Origin of the sequence: Pseudomonas sp. CCI3.1 (assembly GCF_034313985.1) — a bacterium.
GTDB lineage: Bacteria > Pseudomonadota > Gammaproteobacteria > Pseudomonadales > Pseudomonadaceae > Aquipseudomonas > Aquipseudomonas psychrophila.
Genome location: NZ_JAVIWO010000001.1, coordinates 1,740,023 through 1,762,588, shown reverse-complemented (window position 1 = coordinate 1,762,588; position 22,566 = coordinate 1,740,023). Strand labels below are relative to the sequence as shown.

At 56.8% G+C, this 22,566-nt stretch carries 19 protein-coding genes and 1 pseudogene; 12 read left to right on the top strand and 8 right to left on the bottom strand.

Annotation, left to right across the window (positions count from 1 at the left end):
• Window positions 1-149: 149 nt before the first annotated feature.
• Window positions 150-482, top strand: coding sequence for a YegP family protein (locus RGV06_RS08090; RefSeq protein ID WP_019823310.1), 333 nt, complete (start codon window positions 150-152; stop codon window positions 480-482).
• Between the two features lie 15 nt (window positions 483-497).
• Here the strand turns inward: RGV06_RS08090 and RGV06_RS08085 are convergent, their stop codons facing one another.
• Window positions 498-1,523, bottom strand: a complete 1,026-nt coding sequence (locus tag RGV06_RS08085) for a DUF4917 family protein (protein ID WP_322149781.1) — start codon at window positions 1,521-1,523, stop codon at window positions 498-500.
• Window positions 1,524-1,661: 138 nt separating this feature from the next.
• Between RGV06_RS08085 and yiaY the strand changes: the two genes are divergently transcribed.
• On the top strand, window positions 1,662-2,810 hold the full coding sequence (gene yiaY, locus RGV06_RS08080; protein ID WP_019823307.1) for an L-threonine dehydrogenase: 1,149 nt from the start codon (window positions 1,662-1,664) through the stop codon (window positions 2,808-2,810).
• A 75-nt stretch (window positions 2,811-2,885) separates the two neighbouring features.
• On the opposite strand, the gene RGV06_RS08075 is transcribed toward yiaY, so the two are convergent.
• Window positions 2,886-4,409 (bottom strand): fumarate hydratase, encoded by a 1,524-nt coding sequence (locus RGV06_RS08075; RefSeq protein ID WP_019823305.1) that lies wholly within the window; start codon window positions 4,407-4,409, stop codon window positions 2,886-2,888.
• A 333-nt stretch (window positions 4,410-4,742) separates the two neighbouring features.
• Here RGV06_RS08075 and RGV06_RS08070 point away from each other — a divergent pair, with 333 nt between their 5' ends.
• On the top strand, window positions 4,743-5,681 hold the full coding sequence (locus tag RGV06_RS08070) for an iron-sulfur-binding ferredoxin reductase (protein ID WP_322149780.1): 939 nt from the start codon (window positions 4,743-4,745) through the stop codon (window positions 5,679-5,681).
• Between the two features lie 69 nt (window positions 5,682-5,750).
• On the opposite strand, the gene pyk is transcribed toward RGV06_RS08070, so the two are convergent.
• On the bottom strand, window positions 5,751-7,202 hold the full coding sequence (gene pyk, locus RGV06_RS08065; RefSeq protein ID WP_019823302.1) for a pyruvate kinase: 1,452 nt from the start codon (window positions 7,200-7,202) through the stop codon (window positions 5,751-5,753).
• A gap of 161 nt (window positions 7,203-7,363) precedes the next feature.
• Between pyk and RGV06_RS08060 the strand changes: the two genes are divergently transcribed.
• The 3 genes from RGV06_RS08060 to sbcB all read left to right on the top strand — a co-directional run bounded on the left by RGV06_RS08060 (window position 7,364) and on the right by sbcB (window position 9,856).
• On the top strand, window positions 7,364-7,744 hold the full coding sequence (locus RGV06_RS08060) for a tetratricopeptide repeat protein (RefSeq protein ID WP_019823300.1): 381 nt from the start codon (window positions 7,364-7,366) through the stop codon (window positions 7,742-7,744).
• A gap of 239 nt (window positions 7,745-7,983) precedes the next feature.
• Window positions 7,984-8,343, top strand: coding sequence for a PilZ domain-containing protein (locus RGV06_RS08055; protein WP_019823297.1), 360 nt, complete (start codon window positions 7,984-7,986; stop codon window positions 8,341-8,343).
• A gap of 61 nt (window positions 8,344-8,404) precedes the next feature.
• Window positions 8,405-9,856: an exodeoxyribonuclease I gene (gene sbcB, locus RGV06_RS08050; RefSeq protein WP_322149778.1), complete on the top strand. Its 1,452-nt coding sequence runs from the start codon at window positions 8,405-8,407 to the stop codon at window positions 9,854-9,856.
• Window positions 9,857-9,932: 76 nt separating this feature from the next.
• Here the strand turns inward: sbcB and mvaT are convergent, their stop codons facing one another.
• Window positions 9,933-10,310, bottom strand: coding sequence for a histone-like nucleoid-structuring protein MvaT (mvaT, locus tag RGV06_RS08045; protein WP_016782206.1), 378 nt, complete (start codon window positions 10,308-10,310; stop codon window positions 9,933-9,935).
• 350 nt (window positions 10,311-10,660) lie between these two features.
• On the opposite strand from mvaT, the gene purU reads away from it, so the two are divergent.
• On the top strand, window positions 10,661-11,509 hold the full coding sequence (gene purU / locus RGV06_RS08040; RefSeq protein ID WP_019823293.1) for a formyltetrahydrofolate deformylase: 849 nt from the start codon (window positions 10,661-10,663) through the stop codon (window positions 11,507-11,509).
• A 307-nt stretch (window positions 11,510-11,816) separates the two neighbouring features.
• Here the strand turns inward: purU and RGV06_RS25755 are convergent, their stop codons facing one another.
• On the bottom strand, window positions 11,817-12,581 hold the full coding sequence (locus tag RGV06_RS25755; RefSeq protein WP_401014841.1) for a methyl-accepting chemotaxis protein: 765 nt from the start codon (window positions 12,579-12,581) through the stop codon (window positions 11,817-11,819).
• A gap of 93 nt (window positions 12,582-12,674) precedes the next feature.
• Window positions 12,675-13,706 (bottom strand): annotated as a pseudogene (locus RGV06_RS25750) (cache domain-containing protein); the annotation flags it as partial.
• 195 nt (window positions 13,707-13,901) lie between these two features.
• Between RGV06_RS25750 and RGV06_RS08030 the strand changes: the two are divergent.
• Window positions 13,902-15,392, top strand: coding sequence for a helicase HerA-like domain-containing protein (locus RGV06_RS08030; protein WP_019823289.1), 1,491 nt, complete (start codon window positions 13,902-13,904; stop codon window positions 15,390-15,392).
• Window positions 15,393-15,412: 20 nt separating this feature from the next.
• Here RGV06_RS08030 and RGV06_RS08025 read toward each other — a convergent pair whose 3' ends face one another.
• Entirely contained in the window at window positions 15,413-15,868 is a 456-nt protein-coding gene (locus RGV06_RS08025) for a DUF721 domain-containing protein (protein ID WP_019823287.1), read from the bottom strand.
• A gap of 308 nt (window positions 15,869-16,176) precedes the next feature.
• Between RGV06_RS08025 and secA the strand changes: the two genes are divergently transcribed.
• The 4 genes from secA (at window position 16,177) to RGV06_RS08005 (ending at window position 21,929) form a co-directional block, all read left to right on the top strand.
• Window positions 16,177-18,924 carry a preprotein translocase subunit SecA gene (gene secA, locus RGV06_RS08020; RefSeq protein ID WP_019823286.1) on the top strand — a complete coding sequence of 916 codons (2,748 nt, stop codon included), beginning with the start codon at window positions 16,177-16,179 and terminating at the stop codon, window positions 18,922-18,924.
• A gap of 116 nt (window positions 18,925-19,040) precedes the next feature.
• Entirely contained in the window at window positions 19,041-20,258 is a 1,218-nt protein-coding gene (gene argJ / locus RGV06_RS08015; RefSeq protein ID WP_019823285.1) for a bifunctional glutamate N-acetyltransferase/amino-acid acetyltransferase ArgJ, read from the top strand.
• Window positions 20,259-20,355: 97 nt separating this feature from the next.
• Window positions 20,356-20,988, top strand: a complete 633-nt coding sequence (locus tag RGV06_RS08010) for a glutathione S-transferase (RefSeq protein WP_046809004.1) — start codon at window positions 20,356-20,358, stop codon at window positions 20,986-20,988.
• The gene (locus tag RGV06_RS08005; RefSeq protein WP_322149775.1) at window positions 20,985-21,929 is read left to right on the top strand and encodes a Nudix family hydrolase; all 945 of its coding nucleotides are present in this window, start codon (window positions 20,985-20,987) and stop codon (window positions 21,927-21,929) included. Before RGV06_RS08010 ends, RGV06_RS08005 begins: the two co-directional genes overlap by 4 nt.
• 53 nt (window positions 21,930-21,982) lie before the next feature.
• Here the strand turns inward: RGV06_RS08005 and RGV06_RS08000 are convergent, their stop codons facing one another.
• Window positions 21,983-22,564 carry a cob(I)yrinic acid a,c-diamide adenosyltransferase gene (locus tag RGV06_RS08000; protein ID WP_019823282.1) on the bottom strand — a complete coding sequence of 194 codons (582 nt, stop codon included), beginning with the start codon at window positions 22,562-22,564 and terminating at the stop codon, window positions 21,983-21,985.
• Between the last annotated feature and the right edge of the window lie 2 nt (window positions 22,565-22,566).

Sequence of the window (22,566 nt, the reverse complement as noted above, 5' to 3'; positions counted from 1 at the left end):
TGCAAATAGTTTGCGAATGGTATCGATAACCATTGCTATTTGTCTCGTTGAATATTCGCCTTTCGCTCATTGCTGCTGATAAATGGATAAATAGCCCACGGGGTCTTTACTGAATTAATGCAGGTACCCTAATTTTCAGGAGAAAGGCTATGTCGGGTTGGTATGAATTGAGCAAGACCAGCGGCGGTCAGTTTCGCTTTGTATTAAAAGCGGCGAATGCCGAAACGATATTGGTCAGTGAGCAGTACACCACGCTGCCGGCGGCCAAGGGCGGTATCGCCTCGGTCCAGGCCAATAGTCCGCTGGATGAGCGCTACGAGAAAAAAGTAGCCAAGGATGGCAAGCCGTACTTCAACCTTAAGGCCGCCAATCATCAGATCATTGGCACCAGCGAGTTGTACTCCGCCGAAGCCGCGCGAGACAAAGGCATTGCCAGTGTCAAACACAACGGCCCGACGACGGTGATCAAAGAAAAACTCTGAGGCGTGCGGTTTGGGTCAAGCCTCTACTGGCACGGAGTGTCGGCTGAGGCCCAGCGGGTGAGTTTTTGAATTGAAGAAGCGCAACGCAAGCTTCTTGTCAGCAAACAGCGCCGTGTAATGGTTTTTCTGAAAGCGGATAAACGCTTCACTACGCGGGTAGATGGCGATGCACAGGGTTTTGAGCGGTGCCTGACGCAAGGCATCGATCAGGTGCTGATCCTGCTCGCCCAAGCTGTGGCCGAAGATGCACAGCGCGTCTTTATGAGCCATTAATTGTTCATGGCAAAAAGACAGGTAGTCGGACTGGCGGATGGATTTTCGTTTGTCGTCACTGCTGGTTTCGCTGACAAACAACGGTACATCGTCCAGTGCGCTGATCGAATGGTTAATGGCGAAGTTGCTTAACAAGGTGTGCTCGTTGGCTGTGACTCTGCGAGCCTTGCCTTCCTGGTTCCTGACCAGGTGCAAGGCGCCGTGCAGGTAGAGCATGCGGGTGGTTTTACCCTTGGCCGCGCTGGCGCTCAAGTCAAAGGTTGCGCCTGGAGTGTTGAACAAATCGTTGAACTGTTTTGGCGCCTGCATGACAGCCCATGGCGCCAGCAGATCGTAATTGGAGCAATACACGGTGCTGTAGCGCGCCAGTTCTTCGTGCCAGCACGCCAGGGTCTCGGGCTGCATCAGGCGCCAGGGAATATGGATGTCCTGAGTGCAATTGATCAGCGCTTCCTTAATGGCGTAATAGCGTTTGCGCGGCGAGGCCGAGTTGATTGCCAGGGCTTTGTTGACCTTGCTCGCGGTTTTAAGGGCGCTCAGTACGTGTTCGAAATTGCGGGTGCCAAGGGCTTCGAACACGCTGAGTTCGGTCTGGCTCAGCGGCTTTTCGGCGACGCTCTTGGCTTTTTCAAACAACGAGTCGTAATAGAAGTCATGCCACACGGCCATGCTCGCGCCATTACCGATCAGTAGCCCGCTGCACGGTGTGCTGGTGCGTAACGTGTTCCAGTCTTCTAGTTCGGCATCAAATTCCTGGAAGGGGGTCATCGCAAATATCGTCTCAAGGCGTGGGCGGTAGCGGACTTTATCATGCTCAAGTGTTGAGCCAGATCAACATTGCTGCATTGTGATTGGGGGAAGCTGTAGAAAACCGACTTAGCCAATGACCCGCCAAGAGGACTCGACATGACCAGCACTTTCTTTATTCCCGCCGTCAACATTATGGGTAACGGTTGTCTGGACGAGGCCATGACTGCGATCCGCAATTATGGTTTTCGAAAGGCATTGATTGTGACCGATGCGGGGCTGGCCAAGGCGGGGGTTGCGACGTTGATCGCTGAAAAGCTCGCGCTGCAAGACATTGATTCGGTGATTTTTGACGGTGCCAAACCTAACCCCAGTATTGCTAACGTAGAGGCGGGTTTGCGGGTGCTCAAGGAGCATCACTGCGACTTTATCGTGTCGCTGGGCGGCGGCTCGCCCCATGACTGCGCCAAGGGTATTGCGCTGTGCGCCACCAATGGCGGGCATATCCGTGATTACGAAGGTGTCGATCGCTCCGCCAAGCCGCAAATGCCACTGGTGTCGATCAATACCACGGCCGGTACGGCCAGTGAGATGACGCGTTTTTGCATCATCACCGACGAAGAACGTCACGTAAAAATGGCCATTGTTGACCGCAACGTCACACCGCTGCTGTCGGTCAACGACCCTGAACTGATGGTGGCAATGCCCAAAGGGCTGACTGCAGCCACTGGTATGGACGCACTGACCCATGCCATTGAGGCTTATGTGTCGACCGCCGCCAACCCGATTACCGATGCGTGCGCGATCAAGGCGATGGAGCTGATCAGTCAGAACCTGCGCCAGGCGGTGAATGACGGCAAGGACCTGACGGCGCGCGAAAATATGGCTTATGCGCAGTTCATGGCGGGTATGGCCTTTAACAACGCATCCTTGGGTTTTGTGCATGCGATGGCCCACCAGTTGGGCGGTTTCTATGACTTGCCCCATGGTGTGTGTAACGCGGTATTGCTGCCTCATGTGCAAACCTTCAACGCCAGCGTGTGTGCGGCTCGTTTGACTGACGTGGCTCACGCACTCGGTGCCGATGTCCGCGGCTTGAGCCCGGAGGAGGGGGCTCAGGCAGCAATCGCGGCGATTCGTACGCTGGCCAGGGACGTCGAGATTCCGGCGGGGCTGCGTGATCTGGGGGCCAAGCTGGATGACATCCCGATCCTGGCCACCAATGCCTTGAAAGATGCGTGTGGTTTGACCAATCCGCGCAAGGCAGATCAGGGGCAGATTGAGGAAATCTTTCGTAACGCGTTTTAAGCTGGCTGGTTTGAGGGCATAAAAAAACGGCCGGGTTATTAACCCGGCCGTTTTTATGTCTGGCTTTAAAAGCGCTTATTGCACTTCAACGGCCAGGCTGTCGCTGATTTTTTTCTGCCAGATCGCCGGGCCGGTGATGTGGACCGACTCGCCGTTGCTGTCGACTGCCACGGTGACGGGCATGTCTTTGACGTCGAACTCGTAGATCGCTTCCATACCCAGTTCGGCAAATGCCACCACGCGCGATTTCTTGATCGCCTGGGCTACCAGGTACGCAGCACCGCCGACGGCCATCAGGTACACGGCTTTGTGTTCCTTGATGGCTTCGATGGCGGTCGGGCCGCGCTCGGATTTACCGATCATGCCCAGCAGGCCGGTTTGATCGAGGATCTGACGTGTGAACTTGTCCATCCGCGTGGCGGTGGTCGGGCCGGCAGGGCCAACCACTTCGTCGCGCACCGGATCAACCGGGCCCACGTAGTAGATGAAGCGACCCTTGAGGTCTACCGGCAAGGTTTCACCCTTGTTCAGCATTTCGACCATGCGCTTGTGCGCCGCGTCACGACCGGTCAGCATTTTGCCGTTCAGCAGGACGGTTTCACCCGGCTTCCAGCTCTGCACATCTTCCGGGGTCAGGGTGTCGAGGTTGACACGGCGAGCCGACGGGCCTGCTTCCCAAACGATTTCCGGGTAGGCGTCCAGCGGTGGCGCTTCGAGAGATGCAGGGCCTGAGCCGTCCAGTACGAAGTGGGCGTGACGGGTGGCAGCGCAGTTCGGGATCATGCACACCGGCAGGGACGCTGCGTGGGTCGGGTAGTCCATGATTTTAACGTCAAGAACGGTGGTCAGGCCGCCCAGGCCCTGGGCGCCGATGCCCAGTTGGTTGACCTTCTCGAACAGCTCGATGCGCATCTCTTCGATACGGTTGGACGGGCCGCGCTTGATCAGGTCGTGAATGTCGATGGACTCCATCAACACTTCCTTGGCCATCACTGCCGCTTTTTCAGCAGTGCCGCCAATGCCGATGCCGAGCATGCCCGGAGGGCACCAGCCCGCACCCATGGTTGGAACCGTCTTGAGCACCCAGTCAACGATCGAGTCGGACGGGTTGAGCATGGCCATTTTCGACTTGTTCTCGGAACCGCCGCCCTTGGCCGCTACATCCACTTCCACGGTGTTACCCGGAACGATGGAGTAGTGAATGACCGCAGGGGTGTTGTCCTTGGTGTTGCGACGAGCGCCTGCCGGGTCGGCCAGGATCGAAGCTCGCAGGACGTTTTCCGGCAGGTTGTAAGCGCGACGCACGCCTTCGTTGATCATGTCGTCCAGGCCCATGGTGGCGCCGGTCCAGCGCACATCCATGCCCACGCGCACGAAAACGGTGACGATGCCGGTGTCCTGGCAAATCGGGCGGTGGCCAGTGGCACACATGCGCGAGTTGATCAGGATTTGCGCCATCGAGTCACGGGCCGCTGGCGATTCTTCGCGCAGGTAGGCCTCGTGCATCGCCTGGATGAAGTCCACGGGGTGGTAGTAGGAAATGAATTGCAGGGCGTCAGCAACGCTCTGAATCAGGTCGTCTTGCTTGATCACGGTCATGGGTCGCGCTCCTCTATAAGACGGGAACATTCAATTAAGGTGTTTGCGACCTTGGTGTATCGGTCTGTCGAAAACATCTTTACTAGGCATACCGGGCACGCATGACCGGTACAAAAACGGCGCGGCAGTATAACCCGGTACACTCCTTGATACACCCGCACGGGCAAAACTTGTAGCCGCTGGCGAAGGCTGCGATAAAGATCTATCAATCAACCCATACCCCATGTGGGAGCGGGCTTGCTCGCGATGCAGGCTGCACGGTGAACCTGGTACACCGCGGTGATGCAATCGCGAGCAAGCCCGCTCCCACAGAATTACCCTGCGGAGGCCTGAGTGCCCGAATTACACGTTGCCGACCGGCATTGGTCGGTTGCCGATGGCACCAACCTGCTTGACGCCTTGAATCAGGCCGGTGTGGCTGTGCCCTACAGCTGCCGGGCGGGCAGTTGCCATGCGTGTCTGGTGCGCTGCGTGAGGGGTGAACCCGTGGATCTCAAGCCCGACGCGTTGGTCCGGGCGCAACGTGAGCAGGGCTGGCGCCTGGCGTGTCAGTGCCAGGTAGTCGAAGATCTGGAGGTTGAAGCGTTTGATCCCGTGCGCGACGGCTTGCCTGCCGAGGTGGCGGCGCTCGACTGGCTAAGCCCGACGGTATTGCGTCTGCGTCTTTTGCCGCAGCGCCCTTTGCGTTATCGCGCAGGCCAGCATGTGGTGTTGTGGACCGCCAGTGGTATCGCTCGTCCTTACTCGCTGGCCAGTCTGCCCGAAGAAGACCGCTTTCTGGAGTTTCACCTCGATTGCGCTCACCCCGGTGAGTTCGCCAGTGCTGCCCGCCTACTCAATATCGGCGATTGTGTACGACTGGGAGAGTTGCGCGGTGGCGCCCTGCGTTACGACCCGGACTGGCAGGAGCAGCCGCTCTGGCTGCTGGCCTCGGGCACGGGTTTGGGGCCGCTGTATGGCGTGTTGCGCGAGGCGTTGCGCCAGGACCATCAAGGGCCGATTTTGCTGGTGCATGTGGCGCGCGATGAAAGCGAGTATTACCTCAAGGACATATTGTCCGCCTTGGTGGGCACTTGGCCCAACCTTGTGGTCGAGCACCTGGAGCGTCATCAGTTGCCGGAGTACTTGCTTGAGATGCGCATTGTTTCGCGCCAGACCCACGCGCTGGTCTGCGGGCATCCCGACAGTGTTGACGCGTTTGCCAAGCGTCTGTTTCTGGCCGGATTACCGCGCAATCAACTGCTGGCGGATGCCTTTTTGACTCGCAGTTAGGTGTATGCGGTCATAAAAAAGCCCCGCCTGATCACTCAGGCGGGGCTTTGGGCTAGAGCCTTGTAGGGCTTAAACCATTTTGTCGCCGACATGCAGAATCTTCATGCCGTTGGTGCCACCGATAGTGTGGTAGCTGTCGCCCTTGGTCAGGATGACCCAATCGCCATTTTGAACCGCGCCCAGCTTGAGCAGTTCGTCGATGGCAGCCTGGCTGACCTGTTCTGGCGGCAGCGAAGCCGGGTCGAACGGTACGGTGTACACGCCACGGAACATCGCGGCGCGGGCCTGGGTTTCACGGTGCGGGGAGAACGCGTAAATCGGCACCGAAGAACGGATGCGCGACATGATCAACGGCGTATACCCGCTCTCGGTCAGGGCGATGATCGCTTTGACACCCGGGAAGTGGTTGGCGGTGTACATGGCCGCCAGCGCGATGCTCTGATCGCAGCTTTCGAAGGTTTTACCGATGCGGTGGCTGGAGGTTTTGCTGGTCGGGTGCTTTTCAGCGCCGACGCAAATACGCGCCATGGCTTGCACGGCTTCCAGTGGGTAGGCGCCAGCAGCACTTTCAGCCGAGAGCATCACGGCATCGGTGTAGTCGAGAACGGCGTTGGCAACGTCGGACACTTCGGCACGAGTTGGCATCGGGTTCTGGATCATCGACTCCATCATCTGGGTAGCTACGATCACCGCTTTGTTGTGGCGACGTGCGTGCAGAATGATTTTCTTCTGAATGCCCACCAGCTCGGCATCGCCGATTTCAACGCCCAGGTCGCCACGGGCAACCATTACCGCGTCGCTGGCCTTGATCAGGCCGTCGAGGGTTTCGTCGTCAGCTACGGCTTCAGCGCGTTCAATCTTGGCCACCAGCCAGGCAGTACCGCCGGCTTCGTCACGCAGTTGACGGGCGTACTCCATGTCCGCAGCGTCGCGCGGGAACGAAACGGCCAGGTAGTCGACTTCCATTTCGGCAGCCAGCTTGATGTCGGCCTTGTCTTTTTCAGTCAGGGCCGGAGCGGTCAGACCGCCGCCGCGACGGTTGATGCCTTTATGGTCGGACAGCGGGCCGCCGATCAGCACGGTGCAGTGCAGAGCGTCGTCGGTGGCGGTGTCTACACGCATGACGACACGGCCGTCGTCGAGCAGCAGCTCATCGCCAACGCCGCAGTCTTTGACCAGGTCCGGGTAGTCGATGCCGACCACTTGCTGGTTGCCTTCGGTCAACGGATGGCTGGTGGAGAAGGTGAATTGATCACCGATCTTCAGCTCGATCTTTTTGTTGGCGAATTTGGCGATACGGATTTTCGGGCCTTGCAGGTCACCCAGCAGGGCTACGAAGCGACCATGCTTGGCAGCGATCTCACGGACCAGCTTGGCGCGAGCCTTGTGCTCGTCGGGAGTGCCGTGGGAGAAGTTCAGACGGGCAACGTCCAGGCCCGCGAGGATCAGCTGCTCCAGCATTTCTGGTGAATTGCTGGCAGGGCCAAGTGTGGCAACAATTTTGGTTCGACGAACAGACATGCAAAGACTCCTGAGTTCAAGCGCTGCCAAAGGCTACTATGGTCTTTAGCTGTAGTCATTGTTCCTCTGCACTACTTTCTGCTTAAGTTGTGGTGCATCGGGTCTGTTGTCTGAAGAATTTGGCTGTGGGGTCGATACACTGTTGTGAACAGGAGATCCCCATGCGAATTGTGCTCGTTTTACTGTTGGTCGCCAGTGTGGCCGGCTGTACCCGTTGGTCGATGAATCACCATTTGAACAATGCCTACCGGGCTTATGACCGTGGCAACTGCGAAGCGGTGATGCTCGAGTTGTCCGAGGTTGACCGCGACAGTCGCAGTCGGCCCTACATCTGGCCACAAACAGCTATGCTTCGTGGGCTGTGCCTCGAACGTACGAAGTTTTACCTGGATGCAGCCCAGACCTATCAGTACATCATCAATGAGTTTCCCAAGAGCGAATATGCCTATCGGGCCAAGGCGCGGATTGAGACCCTGCGCATACTCAAGTTCATCCCCGGCCCCGGGGCAACAGGCCAGGCGCTGCCAGCAGTCATTCCATGATGGTCGGAATTTAAATTGGTCATTTGTAGTCGCTTGACTACTATTTAATTCGTTTGAGTTTGTTCTGTTTGTTGGCACATCCAAAAAGGTGTGGTGCTTGGAGGTGCGTTTTTGTGCCATGCCTCAGGTGGAACGCAGGGGGGCAGCTGTTGGCGGGGCTTTAAGATCAAGTGTGCAAGCAGAGTAATTCGAAGCGCTAGCGCGGCCATGCTGAATGGCCTTTTACAGTGATATTGATCATGGTTATCGAACGGCTTATCCAGCGGCATCAACTGACGTTTTACTTGAACGTGTTCAATCGGTTCACCGACAAGCCCATTGGTTATTTGGGCAATGTATCCGATGGCGGCCTGATGTTGATCAGTCAGCTGCCGATGCTGGTGGACGCCAACTTCGAGTTTCGGCTCAAGCTGCCTGATACCGATGGATGCCCGCAATTTATTGACCTGACGGCGCGTTGCATGTGGTGTCATGAGGATGTAACCCCTCATTATTATGACTCCGGCTTTATCCTGTACCAGCCGCCCGCCGAATATGCAGCATTGATCACCGCCTTGCAGCGTTACTTCAGTTTTCAACCCTTGCAGGCTTCTGCCTAGGGCTGGTCTTGCCCGGGCTTGAGCGCCTAGACTGTTGAGGTCTACTGCTCAGGAACACCCCGTGACCTCTATTTTTTGGTACGACTACGAAACGACCGGCATCAACCCGCGCTGCGATCGAGCCGTGCAAGTGGCCGGTATCCGCACCGACCTGGAGCTCAACGAGATTGATCAGCCGATCAATCTCTACTGCCAGCCCAGCGACGATATCCTTCCTCATCCGATGGCCTGTCTGATCACGGGTATTACCCCCAGTCGCCTTGAAGATAAAGGCTTGGGCGAAGCCGAGTTCATCACCCGTACTCATGCCCAGCTGGCGTTACCCGGCACATGTGGCGCGGGGTACAACTCGTTGCGTTTTGATGACGAGGTCACGCGCTACAGCCTGTATAGAAACTTCTTCGATCCTTATGCCCGTGAATGGCAGGGCGGCAACAGCCGCTGGGACTTGATTGATGTCGTGCGAACAGCCTATGCCCTTCGCCCGGAAGGGATCGTCTGGCCGCAAGAAGATGGGCGGGTGACGCTCAAGCTGGAGCGTTTGACGGCAGCCAACGGGATTGATCATGGTCAGGCCCATGATGCGTTGTCCGATGTGCGGGCAACCATCGCACTGGCCCGGCTGATCCGTGACAAACAACCCAAGTTATATGACTGGTTATTCCAGTTGCGCAGTAAGCAGCGCGTGCGTGATCAAGTTCGTCTGTTGCAACCGATGGTGCATATTTCGGGGCGCTTTTCTGCGGCCAGACATTATGTGGGCGTGGTATTGCCGCTGGCCTGGCATCCAAAGAATCGTAATGCGCTGATTGTGTGCGATCTGCACTTCGATCCTCAGCCATTATTGGACATGGATGCAGAAACTTTGCGCACACTGCTGTACACCCGTCGCGAAGATTTGCCCGAAGGACAATTGCCGGTTCCGCTAAAGCTGATTCAAATTAATCGTTGTCCGGTGGTCGCGCCCTTGAATGTAGTGCGTGCACAGGATCAAGAACGCTTGCAATTGGATATGCCACTCTATCAAGCGCGAGCCCACCGCCTTACCGAGGCGCAGGAAGTTTGGAAGGATAAGTTGTCGATCCTTTATGCGCGCGAAGACTTTACGCCCAGCGAAGATCCGGAGCAGCAACTGTATGACGGTTTTCTCGGTGATCGAGACCGTCGGTTGTGTGAGCAAGTCAGACTCAGTGATCCGGAGCAGTTGGCCAACGATACATGGGCTTTTGATGATGAGCGTTTACCGGAATTATTATTTCGCTACCGCGCCCGAAACTTTCCTCATACCTTGAGTGCGCATGAACTTGAACGTTGGCAAGCGTTCTGCCAACAGCGTTTGTCCGATCCGGCCATGGGAGCCCCCATGACCCTGGATAACTTCATGCAGGCAGCGGACGAAGTGTCCCGTAGCGCCACGACGGCCCAGCTAAAGCTGCTGGGGGAGTGGCAGCATTATGCGCGGGAGTTGAGTCGTCGTATGGGGTTGAACAACCACGGCGACAGTGTGGATTAAAAAACAGATAATAAAAAACGCCAGCAAGCTGGCGTTTTTTATGAGCGGCGCAAAACGTGCGCGCGCCGGGTGTCACTTAGTCGAGCAAAGTAGCCCAGCCTTCAACCACGTCGCTGCCCCACTTGGCTTTCCACTCTTTCAGAGTTTTGTGGTTGCCACCTTTGGTTTCAATCACTTCGCCGTTGTGCGGGTTTTTGTATTGTTTAACCTTGCGGGCACGTTTGGTGCCGGTAGTTTTAACAACACCGCGTGGTGCTTTGCTAACTTTGGATTCTGGGTCCAGAAGCGCGATGATATCGCGTAGCGATTTCTGGTATTCGCCCATCAGCGTGCGCAGTTTGCCTTCAAATTCCAGCTCGGTTTGAAGTTTGTCGTCTTCGGACAGGTTCTTCAGGCGGGCTTGCAATTCTTTGATGGCTTCTTCTGTTGCACGGTATTCGTTGATCAAGGACATGAGGATAACCTTATGTTGAAAAGGGGTAACAGGGAGACAGTGGCGCAATAGTAGTCAGACAGTTACTGCAAGTAAACCTGTAACAGGCGATTAATTTAAATTTTTATTCATTAACTTCGCGGTTGCCTATATGCGCACTATTAAATAATGACTGGTGCAATAGGCTTAACAACGGTGATTAATAAGGCCTGTCAGTTACGGGTCAATTGCAGTGCAGGCCACGGCAGTGCTGGCGTGTGGAACAGGCGGCGCGACCCCATGGCGCAGGCGGCAGGACGTAACGAATACTGTAGTTTTGCCGCGCACTCGCTAGAATGGCGGCCTTAGTAAAGTTTTGGAGTTTTTTCCTCATGCGCACTTTTCGGTTGGTGATTGCGTGCCCCGACGGCGTCGGCATTGTCGCCAAGGTCAGCAATTTCCTTGCCTCCCACAATGGCTGGATCACTGAAGCGAGCCATCACTCGGACGACCAGAGTGGTTGGTTCTTTATGCGTCACGAGATTCGTGCCGATTCTCTGCCCTTCGGACTTGAGGCATTTCGCGAGGCATTTGCCCCTATTGCCGAAGAGTTTTCGATGGAGTGGCGCATTACCGATACAGCGCAGAAAAAACGCGTGGTGTTGATGGCGAGTCGCGAATCTCACTGCCTGGCAGATTTGCTGCACCGCTGGCACAGCGATGAGTTGGACTGCGAGATCTCTTGCGTGATTTCCAACCACGATGACTTGCGCAGCATGGTCGAGTGGCATGGCATCCCGTTCTATCACGTACCCGTTGACCCGAAGAACAAAGAGCCGGCATTTGCCGAGGTCTCGCGTCTGGTCAAGCATCATGATGCTGAAGTGGTGGTGCTGGCGCGTTACATGCAAATCCTGCCACCAGATCTGTGCCGTGAATATGCGGGCCAGGTCATCAACATTCACCACAGTTTCCTGCCGTCGTTTGTGGGGGCCAAGCCTTATCACCAGGCATCCATGCGTGGGGTGAAACTGATCGGCGCAACGTGCCATTACGTGACTGAAGAGCTGGACGCAGGTCCTATCATCGAGCAGGACGTAGTACGTGTCAGCCACAGTGACAGCATCGAAGACATGGTTCGTTTCGGTCGTGATGTCGAGAAGATGGTGTTGGCCCGTGGCTTGCGCTATCACCTTGAAGACCGCGTGCTGGTCCATGGCAACAAAACGGTCGTGTTCTAAGCTGGTCGTGATAAACGCTGCAGGAGCGGGCTTGCTCGCGATGGTATCAACTTGGTTTGCCTGACTGACCACCGCGTCTGTACTGCAGGCAAGCCTGCTCCCACAGCATTTCGAGGGTGATGTCATGAGCGATCCACTCGACAAAGCCACATCTCGTGCGCCGGCAACCTTGGGCGAAGGCTGTTTGAGTCGTTATGACCCAGAGGCGCTGAGCGTCGAGGACGGTACGGACTTTCCTGACGCCGCCAGGCTTTGGGAGCAGTTGCAGCAAGCTTCAAGCAACAGGCTTGAAGCTGCTGACGGCCAATCAGATACGGAAGCTGCCCACCAGTTGCTTCAGGCGCGCAGCCTGCTGTTCCAGGTCGGAACAGGCGCGAAGCGTTGACTGAAGGTTTTCGACGCCTTCCTGGTTGAGCGTATTGATTTCGGTAATGTCCATATTGATCGATTCGACCACCGACGTTTGCTCTTCGGTTGCGGTGGCGACGGATTGGTTCATCCCGTCGATCTCACCAATGCGCTCGGTCACGCTGATCAGGCGCTCACCTGCGCGATTGGCAATTTCTACGCTGTCCTGGCTGTGACGCTGGCTTTCTTCCATGGTGCTCACTGACCCGCGGGCACTGACCTGCAACTCCTCGATCATTTTTTGTACTTGCTGCGCCGATTCCTGGGTGCGGTGCGCCAGGTTGCGAACTTCATCGGCCACCACGGCAAAGCCTCGCCCGGCCTCACCAGCACGGGCCGCTTCAATGGCTGCGTTCAGTGCCAGCAAGTTGGTTTGCTGAGAAATGCTGGTGATCACTTCCAGAATTTGACCGATGTTCACGGTCTTGTCGTTCAGCGACTCGATATGACCGCTGGATGTGCCGAGCATTTTCGACAGCTGCTGCATCGAGCTGATACTGCGCTCGACCACTTGCTGGCCTTCTTCGGCCAGGCCGCGTGCATCGCTGGCTTGGTGTGAGGCCTGGGCAGCATTACGGGCGATCTCTTGCGCAGCAGCGCCCAGCTCGTTGATTGCAGCCGCGACGCTGTTGGTGCGACTCGCTTGCTCGTCAGAGTTGAGCATCGATGAGTTGGAGGCGCTGACCACACGCAGGGCCACTTCGTTGACCTGTTCGGTGGCCGAGGCCACTTCGCTGATCGAAGAGTGAATGCGCTCCACAAAGCGGTTGAACGCACTGCCCAGCATGCCGAACTCATCCTGGGATTCAACCACCAGACGGCGCGTCAGATCTCCTTCACCTTCAGCAATGTTCTGCATGGCGCGAGTCATCACGTGCAGTGGCTGCATCAGCAGGCGAATCAGCAAGCCGAGGAGGGCGATGATCGAAACCACAGCTATCACTGTGGCAATGATGGCTGAGGTGCGAAATTCGCTGAGTGCAGCGAAAGCCTGTTCTTTATCAACGGACAGGCCGATGTACCAGTTGACTGAACCCAGCCCTTTGACCGGGGCAAACGTCACAATGCGGGTTTTACCGTCGACCTGAATCTCGCTGAACCCGGCGTTGATCGAAGGCGTGTCCTGGGGATAAATATCCTTCAGGTTTTTGGTCACCAGCGTTTTGTCCGGATGGACCAGGATCTTGCCGTCGGCGCTGATCAGAAAGGCGTAGCCCATGCCATTGAAGTTCAGGGCATTGATACTGTCGGTGATGGTTTGCAGTGTCAGGTCGGCGCCGACCACGCCAAGGGTTTGCCCGGCTATTCTGACCGGGGCGCCGATGGAAATGACCATCTGACCGGTGGCTGCATCTATATAGGGTTCGGTCAGGCTTGAGGCTGCACTGTTCAGCGCATCCTTGTACCAGGGGCGGGTACGTGGGTCGTAACCGTCAGGCATTTTGCTGTTCGGACGAATGGTGAAGCCACCTTGGCTATCACCAAAATAAACGGCCATAAATGTACTGCTGAGGGTTTTTTGCTCCAGCAGATTTGCCACCTGTGCGGACTCTGGAGTCAGTGCGATGGATTCGGCGAGATTTTGCGCCAGCAGAATCCGGCCCCCCAGCCAAGTGTGTATGTTATTGGCTGTGACACTGCCCATTTCGTGAAGGTAGTTGTCCAGGTTGTGACGGATGGCGTTGCGTTGCAAGTAGTCGTTGTACAGCGTAAATAGCGAGAAGGCGGCTATTACGATCAGGGACGCGGCAAGCAGGATTTTATGGCTGAAACGCAGGTTTTTATTCATGACTTGAAGGGTCCGCTAAGGTCTAAAAGTGTGAGGCATACACTCTGGTAAAACGCGCGCTCTACACATCACTGCCATTAACGGGCAAGTTGAGTGTTCATCAAGGCGCTTTACGACGCTAAATCCGGTTTTTTCTGGTCTAGCATTCAGGGTGTATCGACCCGCGATCGCGAAAGATTAATCAAAGGTGGCAAAATGCCTGACTCTTCAGCTCTAGTACTCGGTGCCGACCTATCGGGTCAGCCTATCGCTCAGTCCTTGCGCCTTGCCAATCGGCACGGGCTGGTGGCGGGGGCCACGGGGACGGGTAAAACCGTCACGCTTCAGCGCCTGGCTGAACAGTTCAGCGATGCCGGGGTTGCAGTCTTTGCCGCAGACATAAAGGGCGATTTGTGCGGCTTGGGCGCGGCCGGCAATCCCCAGGGGAAAATCGCGGAACGGATTGCGGGAATGCCGTGGCTCAATTACCAGCCCAAGGCGTATCCGGTGACCTTATGGGATATCCAGGGCAAGACCGGTCATCCGCTGCGTACGACCTTGAGTGAAATGGGGCCGTTGCTGTTAGGCAGCTTGCTGGAACTGACCGACAGTCAGCAGTCGGCGCTCTATGCAGCTTTTAAGGTGGCAGATCGTGAAGGGCTGTTACTGCTCGATCTAAAAGACCTGAAAGCGCTGCTCAACCACTTGCGCGATAACCCCCAAGTGCTGGGTGATGACGCGGCCCTGATGACCACGGGATCCAGTCAGGCATTGTTGCGTCGCCTGGCAACCCTTGAGCAGCAGGGTGCCGAGGCCCTGTTCGGCGAGCCGGCACTGCAACTCGAAGATATTTTGCAGCCGGCCAGCGATGGTCGCGGGCAAATTCATCTGCTTGATGCCAGTCGTTTGGTGCATGAAGCGCCGAAGGTGTACGCAACTTTCCTGCTGTGGTTGTTGGCGGAGCTGTTCGAGCAGTTGCCCGAGCGCGGTGACGCGGACAAACCTCTGCTGGCGCTGTTTTTTGACGAAGCACATTTGCTGTTTGCCGACACGCCAAAAGCGTTGCAGGACCGCCTTGAGCAAGTCGTACGTCTGATCCGTTCCAAGGGCGTGGGGGTGTATTTCGTCACTCAATCGCCTGCGGACTTGCCGGATACGGTGCTCGCACAGCTGGGGTTACGTGTCCAGCACGGTTTGCGGGCCTTTACGGCCAAAGAGCAGAAGTCCTTGAAGGCCGTGGCTGACGGGTTTCGTCCGAACCCGGCGTTCAATGCGCTGGCGGTACTGACCGAGTTGGGTACGGGCGAAGCTCTGGTGGGCATGCTGGAGGAGAAAGGCACACCAGCCATGGTCCAGCGTGTACTGATTGCGCCACCACAATCGCGCATTGGCCCGCTGACTGAAGCCGAGCGGGCGGCGTTGATTCGCGGTTCTGCGTTGCAGGGGCGTTACGACAAGCCTGTCGATAGGGAGTCGGCTTACGAGATTCTAATGGCCCGTAAAGGGGGAGTGCCCCAAGAGCAGGGGCAGGCACAGCAAGAGGCGGCGCCCCATGAGCCTGGTTTTCTGGATCAGGCGGGTGATTTTCTGGGCTCGACTGCAGGCAAGGCGTTGCAGTCAATGGCGCGCCAGGCCGCAGGCCAGATGGGTCGTCAGTTGGTTCGGGGGTTATTGGGGTCGCTGTTGGGGGGCAGCAAGCGCAAGTAAAGCCCGCCCACAGTTTCAGGTCAGGGCTTTGGTCGTGCGTGGCTCGCCAGGCGCTCAAGGGCAGCGCGCAAGGCCGGGTCGGTAATGCCGTCGGCCGTTGCCTGAATGGTCTGGGCGGCATCCTCGGACAAATCCAGCGTGTGCCCCACAACTTTAGCCTGCACGGTGGGTGGTTGTACCTTGAAGAGAATTCGGGTCAGGCTGGCGAACTCGTCAAACGCCTGCAATTGGCGCAGCAGGCGTTTTTGCTGATAGCGCAGGCGAGTGGCCCAGTGGCCATCAGTCACGATGAGCAACAGGCTGCCTTCTCGCCATGACGCGACGTGGCAATGCTCGCGTGCGGCTGGCTGGAGCTGGCTTTCAAGCAAACGTTGCAGGTGCCCAAGGCGCTTTGCATGACCAAAAATGGCTTTTAGGGGCTTGGCCTCGCGGAGCAGAACGGAGGGTGCCCGTGCTGGGTGTGGGCGAAATGCCATGTTCAAACACCTGAGAAAACAGAGCCGCAATCTTAGCAGAAACCTCCGGTTTCACTCGTCCAGATCAAGTTTCATCAACATTTATTTATGAAATCAATGATTAACTTCTTATGCTTATGGCTTGAAGTTCAGCAAAAAGCCCTTATTTTAGGGAGGCCCCGTCACAACGCTGCACCAGTATCGTGGAATAACGCCACTTTCCTCACCGACGTTTCCGGGTAGAATGCTCGTTCGCATGCGGCCATCAGGGCTGCTCGGGCGACTCACGGGGCCGCCCTCCATCCCTATGTGTGGAAGATCCTGCCGATATGTTTGCGCCTTTGTTAAAGAAACTTTTTGGAAGCAAGAACGAGCGCGAAGTTAAACGCATGCTCAAGACGGTACAGGTGGTCAATTCCTTCGAAGAGCAAATGGTTGCTCTTACCGATGAGCAATTGCGCGCCAAGACCCAAGAGTTCAAGGCCCGCATAGCCAAAGGTGAGACCCTCGACCAACTGTTGCCAGAAGCTTTCGCGGTCTGCCGTGAGGCAGGCAAGCGTGTCATGGGCATGCGCCACTTCGACGTTCAGTTGATTGGCGGCATGACCTTGCATGAAGGCAAGATCGCTGAAATGCGTACTGGTGAAGGCAAGACCTTGGTAGCGACCCTTGGGGTTTACCTCAACGCGCTGTCGGGTAAAGGCGTTCACGTGATTACCGTGAACGACTATCTGGCTCGCCGTGATGCCAACTGGATGCGTCCGCTCTACGAATTCCTGGGCCTGACGGTCGGTGTTGTAACGCCGTTCCAGCCGCCTCAAGAAAAGCGTGAAGCCTACGCCGCCGACATCACTTACGGTACCAACAACGAGTTTGGCTTCGATTACCTGCGCGACAACATGGCTTTCAGCATGGAAGAAAAATTCCAGCGCGAGCTTAATTTCGCAGTGATCGACGAAGTCGACTCCATCCTGATCGATGAAGCCCGTACTCCGCTGATCATCTCCGGCCAGGCCGAAGACAGTTCCAAGCTGTACACCGAAATCAACAAACTGATCCCGCGCCTTGAGATGCACGTCGAGGAAGTCGAAGGTGAAGTTACCAAGGCCGGTCATTTCACCATTGATGAAAAGACTCGCCAGGTAGAACTGAACGAAGCCGGTCACCAGTTTGTTGAAGACATGCTGACCCAGATCGGTTTGCTCGCTGAAGGCGAGAGCCTGTACTCGGCACACAACCTGGGCCTGTTGACCCATGTGTACGCTGCACTACGCGCTCACAAGCTGTTCAACCGCAACATTGAATACATCGTTGAAGACGGTCAGGTATTGCTGGTCGACGAACACACTGGCCGTACCATGCCGGGTCGTCGTTTGTCCGAAGGCCTGCACCAGGCTATCGAAGCGAAGGAAGGCCTGAATATTCAGGCAGAGAGCCAGACCCTGGCCACGACCACCTTCCAGAACTACTTCCGTCTGTACAACAAGCTCTCGGGCATGACCGGTACTGCGGACACCGAAGCGTTTGAATTCCACCAGATCTATGGTCTGTCGGTGATGGTTATCCCGCCGAACAAGCCTCTGGCGCGTAAAGACTTCAACGACCTGGTGTTCCTCACCGCCGATGAGAAGTACGCGGCGATTGTGGCTGACATCAAGGACTGCATGGCCAAAGGCCGTCCAGTGCTGGTGGGTACTGCGACCATCGAAACCTCCGAGCACATGTCTAACCTGTTGAACAAGGAAGGCATTGAGCACAAGGTTCTGAACGCCAAGTTCCACGAAAAAGAAGCCGAAATTATTGCCCAGGCCGGTCGTCCGGGTGCGCTGACCATCGCTACCAACATGGCGGGTCGTGGTACTGACATCCTGTTGGGCGGCAACTGGGAAGTGGAAGTCGCTTCTCTTGAAGATCCGACGCCTGAGCAGATCGCACAGATCAAGGCCGATTGGCAAAAACGCCACCAGCAAGTGCTGGAGTCGGGCGGCCTGCATGTGATCGCTTCCGAGCGTCACGAGTCGCGCCGTATCGACAACCAGTTGCGTGGTCGTGCCGGTCGTCAGGGTGACGCGGGTTCCAGCCGTTTCTATCTGTCGCTTGAAGACAGCCTGATGCGCATCTTTGCCTCTGATCGGGTGAAGAACTTCATGAAAGCCCTGGGCATGCAATCTGGCGAAGCGATTGAGCACCGCATGGTGACCAACGCAATCGAAAAGGCTCAGCGCAAGGTTGAAGGCCGCAACTTCGACATTCGTAAGCAATTGCTGGAGTTCGATGACGTCAACAACGAACAGCGTAAAGTGATTTATCACATGCGTAACACGTTGCTGGCCGCCGACAACATCGGTGAAACCATTGCGGACTTCCGCAAGGACGTTCTGGACAGCACCATCAACGCTCACATTCCGCCACAATCGTTGCCGGAGCAGTGGGACGTCAAAGGACTGGAAGCGGCCATCGAAAGCGGCTTTGGTGTGAAGTTGCCGATCCAGCAATGGCTTGACGAAGACGATCACCTGTACGAAGAAACCCTGCGCGACAAGCTGCTGAGCGAGCTGATTGCGGCCTATAGCGAGAAAGAAGATCAGGCCGGCGCTGATGCGCTGCGCACCTTCGAGAAGCAGATTGTCCTGCGTGTACTGGATGACTTGTGGAAAGACCACCTGTCGACCATGGACCACCTGCGCCACGGTATCCACTTGCGCGGCTATGCGCAGAAGAACCCGAAGCAGGAGTACAAGCGCGAGTCGTTCAACCTGTTCTCCGAGCTGCTTGATTCGATCAAGCGCGATTCGATCCGTGTGTTGTCGCATGTACAGGTTCGTCGCGAAGACCCGGAAGCTGAAGAAGCACGTCTGCGTCAGGAAGCTGAAGATCTGGCCTCCCGCCTGCAATTCCAGCATGCCGAAGCGCCGGGCCTTGATCAGCCAGACGCATTGGCCAAGGTGCTGGAAGGTGCCGATGTGGCTGACGTGGTCGCCGAGCCTGCTCGTAACGAGCCAAAGCTGGGTCGCAACGAACTCTGCTACTGCGGCTCGGGTAAGAAATATAAGCACTGCCACGGGCAAATCAACTAAAGCCCGCTTCAACTGCTGAAACACCTGCGCCGCGACCGGCATTAGCCGTCGCGGCGTTTTACCATTGAATTCCCGTCCCTTTGCGGCGGTGCACATCACTTATTTAGGAGCGCGTCATGGCTGTTGGTCTTGGTCCTTTGCCTACTTTGCATCCGGTGGCCGGTTTTGAACTGGGTATAGCTTGCGCCGGTATCAAGCGTCCAGGACGCAAGGATGTGGTGGTTATGCGCTGCGCCGAAGGTTCCAGCGTGGCGGGTGTCTTCACCCTTAATGCGTTTTGCGCAGCCCCTGTGATCCTGGCCAAGCAGCGTGTGCAAGGTCCGGTTCGTTACTTGTTGACCAACACCGGCAATGCCAATGCGGGTACCGGTGAGCTGGGTCTGATTGCTGCAACCCGCACCTGCGCCAAGCTGGCGGAGCTGGCAGGCGTGCAAGCCAGTGCCGTGCTGCCGTACTCCACCGGTGTCATCGGTGAGCCACTACCGGTTGAGAAAATCGAAGGTGCATTGCAAGCCGCTCTGGACGATCTGTCCGAGAATAATTGGGCAGAGGCTGCCACCGGTATCATGACCACTGACACCCTGCCCAAAGGTGCCAGCCGTCAGTTTGAACACGAAGGTGTAACCATCACTGTAACGGGTATCAGCAAAGGCGCAGGGATGATTCGTCCCAACATGGCCACCATGCTGGGCTACATCGCGACCGACGCCAAAGTAGCCCGCGATGTGCTGCAAAACCTGCTGCTCGATGGCGCGAACAAGTCGTTCAACCGCATTACCATCGATGGTGATACCTCGACCAACGATTGCTGCATGTTGATTGCTACCGGTAAAGCGGCCTTGCCTGAAATTACCGAAGCCAGCGGTCCGCTGTTTGCTGCGTTGAAACAGGCCGTGCTGGAAGTCTGCATGGAAGTGGCGCAGGCCATCGTGCGTGACGGCGAAGGCGCAACCAAGTTCGTCACTGTCGAAGTAAACGGCGGTGGCAATCATCAAGAATGCCTGGACGTGGGTTACACCGTCGCCCACTCGCCGTTGATCAAGACCGCGCTGTTTGCCTCTGACCCGAACTGGGGTCGCATCCTGGCTGCTGTGGGCCGTGCTGGCGTGCCGGATCTGGACGTAAGCAAGATTGATGTGTTCTTGGGTGAGGTGTGTATTGCCAGCGGTGGCGCACGCTCGGCCACTTACACCGAAGAGCAGGGTTCGGCCGTGATGGCTCGTGAAGAAATCACCATTCGTATCGAGTTGGGTCGTGGTGCTTGCAGCGAGACTATCTGGACGACGGACTTGTCCCACGAGTACGTGAAAATCAACGCCGAATACCGCACCTGATTCGTTTCGACATCATGGGCCTGTCAGTCGACTCTGCACGGATGGGCCCGTGATACCCCCCCGCTTCATCAGCGCTCCCTTCCCAAGGTGCCTATGTATGAACTTTCACCTGATCATTGGCGACAAGTTGCACTCATCGTGGTCCCTGCGCGCCGCGCTGGCGCTGGATCTGGCGAGTGCCCCGTATACCGAGACGCTGATCAAGCTGGGTCAGCCTGATACCCGGGCACTTATTCTCCAACATTCGGCAACAGGCAAAGTGCCGTTGCTGAAGACTGTACACGGCACCATCGCTGATTCGTTGGCTATCGCGGAATACCTGAATGAGTGTTTTCCGGCCGCTCAACTGTGGCCTGCCGATATTGCTGCGCGAGCTCAGGCTCGCTCGGCGTGCGCGCAAATGCACAGCGGCTTTTTTGGGTTGCGGGGCAATCTGCCTTTTGACTTGAGTCGTGATCAGGCGCTGATACCCATGCCGGCGGAGGCCCAGGCCGATATCGACAGGATAAGTGCGCTGTGGGCAGAGTGCCGGGCAGTGGCGACCGAAAACGGGCCCTATCTGTTTGGACGACTTAGTGTGGCTGATGCTTTTTTTGCACCGGTGGCTGTTCGTTTGCGTACGTACCGCGTTGCGCTGTCAGCCGAAGATGAAGCTTATATCGATGCCATTTACCAATGGCCTGCGTTCAAAGCCTGGCAACAGGCCGGATTAGAGGAAGTACAAGGGTGAAACGAGTTCATGTGGCTGCGGCCGTTATCCGAGGCACAGACGGCAAGATTCTGATCGCTCGTCGCGCTGATTCTCAGCATCAAGGCGGCCTGTGGGAGTTTCCCGGCGGCAAGGTTGAGGCAGGGGAGTCGGTCGAGGCTGCGCTGGGTCGCGAGTTGAAGGAGGAGTTGGGCATTGTGGTTCAGGCCGCTCGACCTTTGATCAAGGTTCAACATGACTACCCGGATAAGCATGTTCTGCTGGATGTGTGGGAGGTTTCGGCTTTCACCGGAGAGCCTCACGGTGCAGAAGGTCAGCCATTGGCGTGGGTAAGCCCCCGCGAATTGGCGGACTATGCATTTCCAGAGGCTAACCAGCCGATCGTGACGGCAGCCCGTTTGCCCGATCAATACCTGATTACTCCGGATGGCCTGGAGACCCCTGAATTGTTGCGTGGCATCCAGAAGGCAATCGCCGGTGGTATCAAGCTGGTTTCGCTGCGGGCGCCCAATGGCTATGACCCCAAGTACCGCGATTTGGCGGTAGATGCGACCGGTTTGTGTGCAGGCAAGGCACAACTGATGCTCAAGGGGCCGCTGGAATGGCTGGGTGACTTCCCTTCGGCTGGCTGGCACCTGACCGCTGCGCAATTGCGCAAGTACGCTGCCAAGGGCAGGCCGCTGCCGAAAGACCGCTGGTTGGCGGCGTCATGCCATAACGCCGAAGAGTTGGCATTGGCCGAACAGATGGATGTGGACTTCGTGACCCTGTCGCCGGTTCTGCCGACACAGACTCATCCTGATACGCAGCCTTTGGGTTGGGATCAGGCACAACGATTGATCGCCAACTTTAGTAAACCGGTGTTTTTACTGGGAGGCTTGGGCCCTGACGATCGTCAGCAGGTGTGGAGCATTGGTGGGCAGGGCGTTGCCGGAATCAGGGCGTTTTGGCCGCAGGCTTAAAAATACGCACGACCCTGTGGGAGCGCCGCTCCCACAAGTGCTGTGCATGATGGTTAAACCTCAGGCTTTGCTGCCGCCTGCCACAGAATTTCTGCTATGCCCTGGCGCTTGGCAATCAAGCGTGCCGCTACAAACAGCAAGTCAGATAAACGATTGATGTAAGCCAGCCCAACGCCAGCCAGGGGTTCCAGTGCATTGAGCTGTTGGCAGCGGCGTTCGGCGCTGCGCGCCAGGCTGCGGCAAACATGGGCTTGGGCGATCAGGCTCGAACCCCCGGGCAAGATAAAGTTCTCAAGCGGGCCCAGCTCTTCATTCCAGCGATCAATCGCAGCTTCAAGCCGCTCGATTTCGGCCGTGTTCAGGGCTTGATACTCCGGCATCGCCAATTCCCCTCCCAGGTCAAACAATCGATGCTGGCAGGGCTCAAGTACTTCAATCAACTCGTTGAGACCTGGGGTCTGTTCGCTGTGCTCCATGAGCCCGGCCAGGAGCAGGCCGACCTGGCTGTTTAAGGTGTCGACCTCGCCAATGGCTTCGATGCGGGGGTGGTCCTTGGGTACCCGGCGACCATCGCCGAGCCCGGTTTCGCCCTTGTCGCCGGTGCGGGTGTAAATTTTCGATAAGCGAAAGCCCATGT

Excerpts from the sequence above, each read along its gene's own strand:
- RGV06_RS08010 (WP_046809004.1), top strand. The coding sequence starts at position 20,356 with ATGAACTTTCACCTGATCATTGGCGACAAGTTGCACTCATCGTGGTCC.
- RGV06_RS08085 (WP_322149781.1), bottom strand. The coding sequence starts at position 1,523 with ATGACCCCCTTCCAGGAATTTGATGCCGAACTAGAAGACTGGAACACG.
- RGV06_RS25755 (WP_401014841.1), bottom strand. The coding sequence starts at position 12,581 with ATGCTCAACTCTGACGAGCAAGCGAGTCGCACCAACAGCGTCGCGGCT.
- RGV06_RS08075 (WP_019823305.1), bottom strand. The coding sequence starts at position 4,409 with ATGACCGTGATCAAGCAAGACGACCTGATTCAGAGCGTTGCTGACGCC.
- secA (WP_019823286.1), top strand. The coding sequence starts at position 16,177 with ATGTTTGCGCCTTTGTTAAAGAAACTTTTTGGAAGCAAGAACGAGCGC.
- RGV06_RS08055 (WP_019823297.1), top strand. The coding sequence starts at position 7,984 with ATGGTTATCGAACGGCTTATCCAGCGGCATCAACTGACGTTTTACTTG.
- RGV06_RS08030 (WP_019823289.1), top strand. The coding sequence starts at position 13,902 with ATGCCTGACTCTTCAGCTCTAGTACTCGGTGCCGACCTATCGGGTCAG.
- RGV06_RS08060 (WP_019823300.1), top strand. The coding sequence starts at position 7,364 with ATGCGAATTGTGCTCGTTTTACTGTTGGTCGCCAGTGTGGCCGGCTGT.
- RGV06_RS08000 (WP_019823282.1), bottom strand. The coding sequence starts at position 22,564 with ATGGGCTTTCGCTTATCGAAAATTTACACCCGCACCGGCGACAAGGGC.
- mvaT (WP_016782206.1), bottom strand. The coding sequence starts at position 10,310 with ATGTCCTTGATCAACGAATACCGTGCAACAGAAGAAGCCATCAAAGAA.
- RGV06_RS08090 (WP_019823310.1), top strand. The coding sequence starts at position 150 with ATGTCGGGTTGGTATGAATTGAGCAAGACCAGCGGCGGTCAGTTTCGC.
- RGV06_RS08025 (WP_019823287.1), bottom strand. The coding sequence starts at position 15,868 with ATGGCATTTCGCCCACACCCAGCACGGGCACCCTCCGTTCTGCTCCGC.
- pyk (WP_019823302.1), bottom strand. The coding sequence starts at position 7,202 with ATGTCTGTTCGTCGAACCAAAATTGTTGCCACACTTGGCCCTGCCAGC.
- purU (WP_019823293.1), top strand. The coding sequence starts at position 10,661 with ATGCGCACTTTTCGGTTGGTGATTGCGTGCCCCGACGGCGTCGGCATT.
- yiaY (WP_019823307.1), top strand. The coding sequence starts at position 1,662 with ATGACCAGCACTTTCTTTATTCCCGCCGTCAACATTATGGGTAACGGT.
- argJ (WP_019823285.1), top strand. The coding sequence starts at position 19,041 with ATGGCTGTTGGTCTTGGTCCTTTGCCTACTTTGCATCCGGTGGCCGGT.